This window comes from Zavarzinia sp. (assembly GCF_041650655.1).
Lineage (GTDB): Bacteria > Pseudomonadota > Alphaproteobacteria > Zavarziniales > Zavarziniaceae > Zavarzinia.
The window spans coordinates 1-10,649 of the sequence record NZ_JBAZKR010000119.1 but is presented as its reverse complement, the minus strand read 5'-3'; the positions used below and the strand labels follow the sequence as shown (position 1 = coordinate 10,649).

Annotated in this window: 13 protein-coding genes; 8 read left to right on the top strand and 5 right to left on the bottom strand. The window is 69.2% G+C overall.

Going from position 1 to position 10,649, the window contains the following annotated elements; all coding sequences use genetic code 11:
* The first annotated feature begins 240 nt into the window (after nucleotides 1–240).
* A complete protein-coding gene (locus tag WC493_RS19405) occupies nucleotides 241–1,350 on the top strand; it encodes an S-(hydroxymethyl)glutathione dehydrogenase/class III alcohol dehydrogenase (RefSeq protein ID WP_373067565.1) in 1,110 nt (369 codons plus the stop codon).
* A gap of 79 nt (nucleotides 1,351–1,429) precedes the next feature.
* Entirely contained in the window at nucleotides 1,430–2,263 is an 834-nt protein-coding gene (gene fghA / locus WC493_RS19400) for an S-formylglutathione hydrolase (protein WP_373067569.1), read from the top strand.
* Nucleotides 2,264–2,269: 6 nt separating this feature from the next.
* Here fghA and pqqE read toward each other — a convergent pair whose 3' ends face one another.
* Genes pqqE through pqqA form a run of 5 tightly spaced genes read right to left on the bottom strand, consistent with a single transcriptional unit; the run spans nucleotide 2,270 to nucleotide 5,355 of the window.
* Nucleotides 2,270–3,355, bottom strand: coding sequence for a pyrroloquinoline quinone biosynthesis protein PqqE (pqqE, locus tag WC493_RS19395; protein ID WP_373067562.1), 1,086 nt, complete (start codon nucleotides 3,353–3,355; stop codon nucleotides 2,270–2,272).
* A complete protein-coding gene (gene pqqD / locus WC493_RS19390) occupies nucleotides 3,352–3,615 on the bottom strand; it encodes a pyrroloquinoline quinone biosynthesis peptide chaperone PqqD (protein WP_373067560.1) in 264 nt (87 codons plus the stop codon). Before pqqD ends, pqqE begins: the two co-directional genes overlap by 4 nt.
* Entirely contained in the window at nucleotides 3,612–4,337 is a 726-nt protein-coding gene (gene pqqC / locus WC493_RS19385; RefSeq protein ID WP_373067558.1) for a pyrroloquinoline-quinone synthase PqqC, read from the bottom strand. Before pqqC ends, pqqD begins: the two co-directional genes overlap by 4 nt.
* A complete protein-coding gene (gene pqqB, locus WC493_RS19380; RefSeq protein WP_373067556.1) occupies nucleotides 4,334–5,233 on the bottom strand; it encodes a pyrroloquinoline quinone biosynthesis protein PqqB in 900 nt (299 codons plus the stop codon). The genes pqqC and pqqB overlap by 4 nt, the downstream gene beginning before the upstream one ends.
* A 41-nt stretch (nucleotides 5,234–5,274) precedes the next feature.
* A complete protein-coding gene (pqqA, locus tag WC493_RS19375) occupies nucleotides 5,275–5,355 on the bottom strand; it encodes a pyrroloquinoline quinone precursor peptide PqqA (RefSeq protein WP_373067567.1) in 81 nt (26 codons plus the stop codon).
* A 289-nt stretch (nucleotides 5,356–5,644) separates the two neighbouring features.
* On the opposite strand from pqqA, the gene WC493_RS19370 reads away from it, so the two are divergent.
* The 6 genes from WC493_RS19370 to WC493_RS19345 all read left to right on the top strand — a co-directional run.
* The gene (locus WC493_RS19370; RefSeq protein WP_373067554.1) at nucleotides 5,645–6,124 is read left to right on the top strand and encodes a DUF2380 domain-containing protein; all 480 of its coding nucleotides are present in this window, start codon (nucleotides 5,645–5,647) and stop codon (nucleotides 6,122–6,124) included.
* A 66-nt stretch (nucleotides 6,125–6,190) separates the two neighbouring features.
* Nucleotides 6,191–6,754, top strand: coding sequence for an SRPBCC family protein (locus WC493_RS19365; RefSeq protein WP_373067551.1), 564 nt, complete (start codon nucleotides 6,191–6,193; stop codon nucleotides 6,752–6,754).
* Between the two features lie 2 nt (nucleotides 6,755–6,756).
* Nucleotides 6,757–7,692, top strand: a complete 936-nt coding sequence (locus WC493_RS19360) for a beta-propeller fold lactonase family protein (protein ID WP_373067549.1) — start codon at nucleotides 6,757–6,759, stop codon at nucleotides 7,690–7,692.
* 107 nt (nucleotides 7,693–7,799) lie between these two features.
* Nucleotides 7,800–9,485 carry an ATP-binding protein gene (locus WC493_RS19355; RefSeq protein WP_373067547.1) on the top strand — a complete coding sequence of 562 codons (1,686 nt, stop codon included), beginning with the start codon at nucleotides 7,800–7,802 and terminating at the stop codon, nucleotides 9,483–9,485.
* Entirely contained in the window at nucleotides 9,482–10,186 is a 705-nt protein-coding gene (locus WC493_RS19350; protein ID WP_373067544.1) for a response regulator transcription factor, read from the top strand. Before WC493_RS19355 ends, WC493_RS19350 begins: the two co-directional genes overlap by 4 nt.
* Nucleotides 10,187–10,265: 79 nt before the next feature.
* On the top strand, nucleotides 10,266–10,649 hold a 384-nt coding region (locus WC493_RS19345), incomplete at its 3' end, for a hypothetical protein (RefSeq protein ID WP_373067542.1).

The window sequence follows — 10,649 nt, the reverse complement described above, 5'->3', positions numbered from 1 at the left end:
ACTGGAACCCTATGATGCGCTCTCGCCCGGGCTGATGGACGCGATCGCCACCCATATCGCCAAGGCGAACGGGGTGCTCGCCGCCTGATCGACAGTATGGGGCGGCGGGGAGACGGCGAAGGCTGTTTCCCCGTCGCTCTTTTCGGCAGTATGGCCTGCCCGCCGCCCCGATTCCCCGATCGGCCGTGGCAGGCCCAGGACCATCTGGACAGCTTCTGGACAGCTTAAGGAACGACCCCCATGGATGTGCGCGCCGCCGTGGCCTTCGAGGCCGGCAAACCGCTGGAAATCGTCACCGTTCAGCTCGAAGGCCCGAAGGCGGGCGAAGTGCTGGTCGAGATCAAGGCGACCGGCATCTGCCACACCGATGCCTATACGCTCTCCGGCGCCGATCCCGAAGGCCTCTTCCCCGCGATTCTGGGCCACGAGGGTGCCGGCGTCGTGGTCGAATGCGGCCCGGGGGTGACCACGCTGAAGCCGGGCGATCACGTGATCCCGCTCTACACGCCGGAATGCCGCGAGTGCGAATATTGCCTCAGCCGCAAGACCAACCTGTGCCAGAAGATCCGCATCACCCAGGGCCGCGGCCAGATGCCGGACGGCACCTCGCGCTTCTCCTACAAGGGCCAGTCGCTGCACCACTACATGGGCACCTCGACCTTCGCCAATTATACCGTGGTGCCTGAGATCGCGCTGGCGAAGATCCGCACCGACGCGCCCTTCGACAAGGTCTGCTACATCGGCTGCGGCGTGACGACCGGGATCGGCGCCGTGATCAATACGGCCAAGGCGGGGGTCGGCTGCAATGCCGTGGTCTTCGGCCTCGGCGGCATCGGCCTCAACGTGATCCAGGGCCTCCGCATGGTCGGCGCCAACATGATCGTCGGCGTCGACGTCAACGACGACAAGGAAGAATGGGGCCGCCGCTTCGGCATGACCCATTTCGTCAACCCGAAGAAGATCACGGGCGACGTCGTCAGCCATCTGGTCGAACTGACCAAGGGCGGCGCCGACTATTCCTTCGACTGCACCGGCAATACCACGGTGATGCGCCAGGCCCTCGAATGCTGCCACAAGGGCTGGGGCGAGAGCATCATCATCGGCGTCGCCGCGGCAGGGCAGGAAATCTCCACCCGGCCGTTCCAGCTCGTCACCGGCCGGGTCTGGCGCGGCACCGCCTTCGGTGGCGCCCGCGGGCGGACCGACGTGCCGAAGATCGTCGACTGGTACATGGACAAGAAGATCGAAATCGATCCGATGATCACCCATGTCATGCCACTCGAGCAGATCAACGAAGCCTTCGACCTGATGCACCACGGCAAGTCGATCCGCGCCGTCGTCACCTTCTGAGCTCAGGCCGCATTCCCCCTCGCCCCGGCCCTCTCGCCCTCACCGGGGCGAGAGGGTACGTAAGGGATTACCCATGACCATCGAAACCGTCGAAACCCACAAGGCCCACGGCGGCGTGCAGGGCGTCTATCGCCATGCCTCGGCCGCGACCGGCGGCACCATGACCTTCGCCGTCTTCGTGCCGCCCCAGGCGGCGGCCGGGCCGCGGCCCGTCGTCACCTATCTCTCCGGCCTGACCTGCACCCACGCCAATGTCATGGACAAGGGCGAATACCGGAAGGCGGCCGCCGACCTCGGCCTGATCGTGGTCTGCCCGGATACCAGCCCGCGGGGCGACGGCGTGGCGGACGATCCGGCCTATGACCTCGGCCAGGGCGCCGGCTTCTATGTCGATGCGACCGAGGCGCCCTGGGCGCCGCATTTCCGCATGTGGACCTATGTGACGGAGGAACTGCCGGCGGTGATCGCCGCCCATTTCCCGGTCGACACGGCGCGCCAGGGCATCACCGGCCATTCCATGGGCGGGCATGGCGCCCTCACCGTGGCGCTGCGGAACCCGGGGCGTTTCAAGTCGGTCTCGGCCTTCGCGCCGATCGTGGCGCCGATGCAGGTGCCCTGGGGGCAGAAGGCCCTGCCGGCCTATCTCGGCCCCGACCAGGCCAAGTGGCGCCGCCATGATGCCGTCGCCCTGATCGAGGACGGCGCCCGCCTGCCCGAGCTGCTGGTCGACCAGGGCACGGCCGACAATTTCCTGGCGAACCAGCTCCAACCGGAACGCCTGAAATCCGCCTGCGCGGCCGCCGGGATTCCCCTGACGCTGCGGCTGCAGGACGGCTACGACCATTCCTACCACTTCATCTCGACCTTCATGGCCGATCACCTGGCCTGGCACGCGGCGCGTCTCTTCGCCTGACGCGCCTCAGATGTTCCGGTAGTTGCGATAGGCGGCGATCTCGGCCGGGCGGGCCGAGGCCGTCTCCGCGAGCGCGATCAGCCCGGCGTGATGGGGGGAGCGGTCGCAGGCCGGGTCCATGGCGGCGGCGTCGCCGGTCAGGGCCAGCGCCTGGCAGCGGCAGCCGCCCCAGTCGATTTCGCGCCGATCGCAGGCCTTGCAGGTCTCCGGCATCCAATCGGTGCCGCGGAAGGCTTCGAAGGCCGGATCCGCCGCCCAGATCTCGGCCAGATGGCGTTCTCGCACCGTGGCGAAGACAAGGCCCGGCACGGTCTCCGCCGCATGGCAGGGCAGCACCGCGCCGACAGGCGAGACATTGACGAAACGCCGGCCCCAGCCGCCCATGCAGGCCTTGGGCCGCCGCGCGTAATAGTCCGGGATCACATAGTCGATCACCAGCCGGCCGCCCAGCCGGGCCCGCGCCGCCTCGACCGTCGCCGTCGCAGCGTCGAGCTGGCCGATGGTCGGCATCAGATAGTCCCGGTTCTTCAGCGCCCAGCCGTAATATTGGACATGGGCGACCTCCAGCCGCTCCGCCCCGACCGCTTCGGCGAAGGCGATCATCTCGCCCAGGCGATCCAGGTTCTGGCGGTGCACGACGGCATTGATGGTCAGCGCCAGGCCCGCCTCGTGCACCAGGCGCGCCGCCGCCCGCTTCTTGGCGAGGCCGCCCGGATAGGCGCTGATCCGATCCGCATTGTCGGGATCGGTATCCTGGATCGAGACCTGGACATGGTCGAGCCCGGCGGCCACCAGGACGGCCAGCTTGGCCGCGTCCAGCAGCACGCCCGAGGTGATCAGATTGGTATAGAGGCCGGCCGCCCTTGCATGGGCCACCAGTTCGGCCAGATCGGTCCGGACCAGCGGCTCGCCGCCCGAGAAATGGACCTGCAACATGCCGAGTTCCGCCGCCTCGCCGATCACCCGGCACCATTCCGCGGTCGACAATTCCCCCGCCACCCCGGCCAGGGCGACCGGATTCGAGCAATAGGGGCATTGCAGCGGGCAGCGGTGGGTGAGTTCGGCCAGCAGGGCCAGCGGCGGCGCCATCATCGGAGCACCCCGCGGGCGGCGAGATCGGCCACCAGGTCCTTGACGTCGCCTTCGATCTCGCGCCGGTCGGCGTCGTAATCCGCCGCCAGGGCATCGATCACAGCGTCGAGCGACAGCTTGCCGTCGATCCGCGAGACCACGGCATGGGCGATCTCGTCCAGCACCACCACCCGTTCCGGCGCCTGCAGCAGCCATTGCCCGCGCTTGCCGTCGAAGGCGAGGCGGACGCCGGGGGCGAGGCGCGGCACGGGCGCCGTCACGGCACCCAGGCCCCCGGCGGTACCAGCCCCGGCTCGACATAGGCGAAATAGAGCGCGTCGAGCTGGGCCCAGAGCACGTCGCATTTGAAGGTGAGCGCCGCGATCGCCGCCTGCTGCTGGTCCGGCCGGCGGGCTTCGCGCTTCACGTAGTCGAGGGCGAAATCGGCGTCGCGCGGGGCCTGGGTCAGGCGCTTGTCGAAATAGGCCAGCGCCTCCTTCGAGACGAAGTCATAGCCCGCCAACATGCCGGCCACACGGTCGCGGATGATGCCGGGCGAGAACATCTCGGTCAGCGAGGAGGCGATGGCGTCGAGCAGCGGCTTCTCGCCCACGAAGCGGACATAGGCATCGACCGCGAAACGGGTCGCCGGCAGCAGGCCCCGGCCGGCGATGACATAGTCCCGCTCGAAGCCGAGCGCGTCGGTCAGCTTCAGCCAGCGTTCGATGCCGCCGTCGCCTTCGCGCTCGCCGTCGTGATCGACGATCCGCTGGCGCCAGGCGCGGCGCAACGCCGGATCTTCCAGCCGGGCCAGCAGGGTGGCGTCCTTGGCCGGGATCTTGGCCTGGTAGTAGTAGCGATTGAGCGCCCAGGCGCGCACCTGGGTCTCGTTCAGCTTGCCCGCATGGAGCAGGCGGTGGAACGGATGCTTGTCGTGGTAGCGGGCGGCGCCGACGGCGCGCAGCGCCGCTTCCAGCTCGTCCGGGCTCATGATCGCGTTCATGGTGCCAGTTCCTCCCCGTCGACGGGAATGTGCCACCCTGCGGCTTCCGCCGCCGCCCTCTCGGGCGTGCCGGCGATCAGCGTCGGATTGGTCGTGTTGATATGGATGAACACCCGCCGGCCGATAGAGAGATCGGCCAGGCGCGCCATCGTGCCCTCCGGCCCCGACATCGAGACATGGCCCATGCGGAGCCCGGTCTTGGGCGAGACGCCGAGCGTCACCATCTCGTCGTCGCGCCACAGCGTGCCGTCGAACAGCAGCAGGTCGGCGCCGTCGATCAGGCCGCGCAGCGCGTCGTCGATGGCGGCGCAGCCGGGCACGAAGACCACCCGCTTGCCGCCGCCCTCGATGGTGAGCCCGATCGTCGTCCCGGGTGCGCCGGCCAGGCTGCCCGCCGCCTTCTCGAGATAGAGCGGCACCTTGCCGGCGAGCAGGAAGGGCGTGATCGACACGCCGCCCGCGGTCGTGAAGGGAACCCCCGCCTCGATCACCCGGCGCGGCACCCGTTCGGGCGGCAGGGCGCCGAAGATCGGGTTGGCGTCCAGCGTCACCAGCGTCACCGCGGTGCCGTAGAGGGCGAATTCATGGCCTTCACGGAGCGTGAGCAGGCCGGTGACGAAATCGATCTCGCCCCCGGTCAGCACCACGTCGCCGATCGGCGAATGGCGCAGGCCCTCGCGCGGCCAGAGCTGGCGATTGGCCAGGATCTGCGACCGGAGGTCGGGCGAAGCGTTGATCAGGGTCCAGCGCTCGCCGTCCATCGAGACGGCGATCGAACTCTGGGTCCGCTGGGGGGCGGCCGGGTCACCGGCCCAGGCCCGGCGCGAGCCCGGGGTCCGGCAGTTCCACTGGGGGAAACCGCCGCCGGCCGCCGTACCGAGAAGCAGGATGTGCATCGTCTTCCAGGCGTCACCGGCGGCCGGCGACGGCGCAACCGTCAGCGCTCGGCGCAGGCGTAGGCGTTGATTTCCATGCCGAGGCGGAGTTCGGCGATCCGGGGCTTCGTCCACTTCTTCATCGGGTTTCCTCCATCGTTCGGGCCGTTGTCTGTCGACCTGACGCACTATAGCAGCGCCTCCACCCCCTGGGCAGAGCCTTTTCGCGACATCTTTCTGAAATTGATCTCAGCTTCGCCGTCAATTGTTGTTTCGCATTGCAAAATAATACTGAATCTTCGTCCTGCGCTCGATTGTCTCTCGTCGATTGATCATGTTCTTATGATTTTCTTATTTTTAACGCGACAGATCGACGACACCGAAGAATCAATTGTATCCTGCACGGCGACGGCATTTTCCATGCGGGATCCCATGGCGAAGACGGCGGGCCTCATCACCATTTTCCTGGTCGCGGCGCTGGCCTTGCCCGCCTCGGCCGCGACCCGTGCCGTGCTGCTGATGCCCTTCGGTTTCCTCGATACCTCGGGCGAGCCGCGCGACCAGGGTGCCGATCACGACCGCCGCCTGGCCGCCGCGCGCGACAGCCTGGGCAGCCAGCTCGGCGCCGCCGGCCCCTACCGTCTGGTCACCTCCGACGCCGCCGCAGCCTGTCCTGCCGGCGACAGCGACTGCATCCTGGCCGCGGCCCGCGCCGCCGGGGCGGACCTCGTGCTGACCGGCACTGTCCAGAAAGTCTCGACCATGCTGATCCAGGCCTGGATCGGCGTCTTCGACGCGGCCGACGGCCACCGCCTGTTCTTCCGCCAGATCAATTTTCGCGGCGACAACGACGAATCCTGGCGCCGCGCCGCCGAATTCCTTTCGGACGAGCTGCTGGCCTCGCCGCCCTGAGCCACCCTCTCCGTCACGCAAGACCCGCAAGCCAGCGGGCGCCACCAACGGGAAACAGGAACGCCCATGAGAAGAGCAGTTGCCTTGGCCTTCGCCGGCCTGATCGCCACCATCCCCCTGGTCGCCGAAGCCCATGGCCCGGTGCGCAAGAAGGTGACCGAGACAGTGACCATCGCCGCCCCGCCGGAAAAGGTCTGGGCCGTGATCGGCGACTTCCAGGACATGAGCTGGTACCCCGGCATCGCCAAGACCGAAGGCAAGGGCGGCAATACGGTGGTCAGCGATGCGGACGACAGCCTCAATCCGAGCCGCCACCTGACCCTGGCCGGCGGCGGCACGATCGACGAAGTGCTCTATAAGTATTCGGCCGAGAAAATGAGCTATTCCTACCGTATCACTACGGTCGACGTGAAAGTCCTGCCGGTCACCAATTACGCCGCCACCCTCTCCGTCCTGCCGGGCGAGGCGGCGGGGACGTCGACGGTCGAATGGAAGGGCGCCTTCTACCGCGGCTATCCCAACAACGACCCGCCGCCCGAACTCGACGACGATGCCGCCGTGGCCGCGGTCACCAAGCTCTACCGGACCGGACTCGACGCCCTGAAGGCCAAGGTCGAAAAAGGCTCGTGACCATGCAGGCGGCATTGGCCTCGGCACTGCTCGCTGCCCTGGCGGCGGGTCCGGCCGCGGCCGCCGAAGCCTTCGTGACCGACCAGCCGGCCGGTCAGGTCGTGGTGGTCGATCTCGACCATATGACCACCGCCGCCCGCATCGAGGTGCCGGGGGAACCCGCCGGCATCGCCGTCTCGGCCGACGGCACGCGGGCCTATGTCACCAGTCCGGAGGGCCGCTTCGTCAGCGTGATCGACACCGCCGCACGTCGCGTGCTGCGCCGGATCGCGCTCGACGGCGGGCCGCTCGGCATCGCGGTCGCCCCCGCCGGGCGGCCGCTCTATGTCGCCGACTGGTATGCCAAGCGTCTCTGGGTGCTCGATCCCGAGGGGGAGGCGGCGCCGGCCAGCGTCGCCGTCGGCACCTCGCCTTCGGGCGTCGCGGTCACGCCGGACGGCAGATTCGTGCTGACCGCCGACCGCGACGACAACGCCCTCTCCCTGATCGATGCCGGCAGCCTGACCCGCCTCGCGGTGATCCCGGTCGGCACCAGGCCCTTCGGCGTCACCATCGATGCCGACGGCAGGCGCGCCTATGCCGCCAATGTCGGCTCCAACGATGTTTCGGTGGTCGATCTCGCCGCCCGCCGGGTGATGGGCACGGTCAAGGTGGGCGAACGGCCCTATGCCGTCGCCCTGGCCCGCGGCCGGGGCTTCGTCACCAATCAATATGGCGGCACCGTCTCGGTCTTCGACCTCGAGACCCTGGCACCCTTGGCCAAGATCGAGGTCGGCGACTATCCCGAAGGCATCGCCGCCAGTGCGGACGGCGCCCGCGTCTATGTCGCCAACTGGTTTTCCAACAGCCTGAGTGCGATCGACACCGAAGGACTGAAAGTCGTCGGCGAAGTGACGGTCGGCGACGGGCCTCGCGCTTTCGGCCAATTCATCCGATAGTACAGTGGCGGAAGGGCGGCTTCGGTCGCCATTCTGTTCGCCGATCGAAACAAGATCGCCCGGCACCAGGGCCAAGCCCGGCGCCGGAAATAATGGGAGGAAGAACGATGGCCGCGACGGCAGAGAGCGGGCCGGGTTCGCCACTTCTGGGCACGACCCCGATCCGGGTTCAGGCGCCGCGCCGCGCCGCCCCGTCCGAGGCGGCACCGCGGGCGGCCAAGGGCTCGATCCGGACGCGCCTCCTGGTCTTCGTCAGCGGCGCCGTATTGGTCACCCTGCTGGCGGCCGGCGGCGTGATTTTCGCCGCCCGCGTCTCCGATGCGGCGCTGGAACGGCTGACCCTGTCGCAACACCGCCTGGACCTGCTGGCCGAAGTCTCCGGCCGCTTCACCGATTATGCCCTGGCCGCCATTGCCGGGGCCGATGCCACGGCGGACGGCGCCGCCCGTCTGACCGCCTTGCGCGCCAGTGCCGAGAGGGCCATGGCCGCGTTCGACGCGATCCCCGACGGCAGCACCGGTGACGGCAGCAGTGGCGACGGCAGGGCGACCGCCCGCCTGCGCGCCGATTTCGCCACCCTGGACCAGGCCGCCCAGCGGGCCCTCGCCACCGCCGACGCGGGCCGGCGGGGCGATGCCGTGCGCGGCGCCCTGAACGCCTTCGCGCTCTCGGCCGGTCCCGGCCTTTCCGCCCTGGTCGAGGCGGAACGGGCCGCGGTCGCGCGCGGGCGCGATGCCCTGGCCGAGACCTCGCGCCGGCTGGTCGCCGGGGCCGTGGTCGCCGCCCTGCTCGCCGCCTTCGCCGGCATCCTGCTGCACCGGCGCATCACCCGGCCCCTGCTCGGCCGGATCGGCGCGATCGAGCGGGCGGCACGCGCGGTCGCCGGCGGCAATCTGTCGACCCGCCTTTCCGTCGGCGCCCATGACGAACTCGGCCTCGTGGTCGCGCGCTTCAACCGCATGGCGGCCAAGCTGGCCCGGCGCGAGAAGCGCCTGGCCCAGGACCGCGCCGACCTCGAGAGCATCATCGCCGAACGCACCGCGGATCTCACCCGCGCCAACGAGCGCCTGGCCGCGATCGACCGTTCGCGCCGGCGCTTCTTCGCCGACGTCTCGCACGAGCTGCGGACACCGCTGACGGTGGTGCTCGGCGAATGCGACGTGGCGCTCCGCTCGCCCACGATCCCGGAGGAGACGGTACGCCCCGTGCTCACCACCATCCGCCAGCGCGCACTCCGCCTGCACCGGCGGGTCGAGGACCTGCTGCGCGTCGCGCGTTCCGAATCGGGCGAGATCGACCTCTTCTTCCAGTGGATCGAACTCGGCCCCGTGCTGACCGAGGCGGTGGAGAGCCTGGCCGGCCAGGCCCGGCGCCGCGGCGTCGCCCTGAACCTCGCCCTGCCCGAGGCGCCGCAACACGCGCGGGCGGACGGCGACTGGCTGCGCCAGGTGGTCGAAGGCCTGATCGACAATGCGCTGCGCCACGCCAAGGGCGCGCAGACCATCAAAGTCACCCTCGAAGCGGTGCCGGAAGGCCAGCGCATCACCGTGGCGGACGACGGCTGCGGCATTCCCGAGCCGCTCCGTCCCGGCCTGTTCCGCCGCTTCGCCCGGCGCGAGTTGGCCGAGCCTTCGGGCTTCGGCCTCGGCCTCGCCCTCGCCCAATGGGTGGTGGCGCGCCACGGCGGGCGGATTTCGCTCGCCGCCAATCCGGAAGCCGCCAGCGGCACCGCCGTCACCATCCTGCTGCCCGCCACTGCCGCGGACGGCGAAGACCAGGAGGAAACGCCATGAACCTGCTGCTCGTCGAGGACGATCCCGACATCGGCTCGATCCTGGTGCGCGGCCTGAAGGCCGATGGTTTCGACGTCACCGTGGTCGACCGCGCCGCCATGGCGCTGGACGCCACCAAGGACATCAACCCCTGCGCCGTGCTGCTCGACATGGTGCTGCCGGACGGCTCCGGCCTCGACGTCTGCCGCACGCTCCGGGAATATGGCCACACCGGGCCGATCCTTTTCCTCTCCGCCAAGGACGAGGTGGCGGATCGGGCCGACGGGCTCTCGGCCGGGGCGGACGATTATATCGTGAAGCCCTTCCAGTTCGACGAGCTGGTGGCCCGGCTGCGCGCCCATCTGCTGCACCGTTCGGTGGGCATGGACGAGAGCACAAGGCTCATCGTCGGCCGCCTGGTGCTCGACCTCGAGTCGCGCCAGGCCCATTTCGGCACCGTGCACATCCGCCTGACCCAGCGCGAGGCCGAGCTCCTGGCCCTGCTCATGCACAATGCCAACCACCCGGTCTCGCGCGGCGAGATCTTCGACAAGCTGTGGGCCAGCCAGGGCGGCGTCTCGCTCAATGTGGTCGATGTCTACGTGGGTTACCTGCGCGGCAAATTCGCCGACATCACGCGGGTCGGCGGCCCCGCCATCGGCACCGTGCGGGGCCGCGGCTTCATGCTCAACATGGCCGGCAATTCCCACCACGGGCGCTGAGGCTTGAGAGCTAATTAAGAGGCGCCCGCGCCCGTTCGGGGCGACACTGGGCGCCAAGAAAAAGCGCGGGGAGGAAATCTTGCGGAAGCACCTTCTGGGTCTGGTCCTGGCGCTCTCAGCCGCCGGGCCGGCGGCCCTCTCGGCCGAGGTGCCGCCCGACGCGGCGAGCCTGCTGTTCGAGGAGCCGCAGCTCGACAATACCAAGCCGGGCGACGTGCTGACCTATGCCTACAGCCGGAAGACAGCGGACGAGCCGACCTACGGCCCCTCCTTCACCGACCAGGTGCGCCTGGCGATCGCGCCCGGCTCCAATGCCGAAACGCGGACGGTGGCGGTCGACCTCTTCTCGGGCGAGCACAAGCGCGCCGCCGGCCCCTTCGAGGACATGACCGGCAATCCGATGCTGAGCCTGTTCCTGGAAAACCACGTGAACGTCCTCTCGGGGCTCCTGCAGGTCAATCCG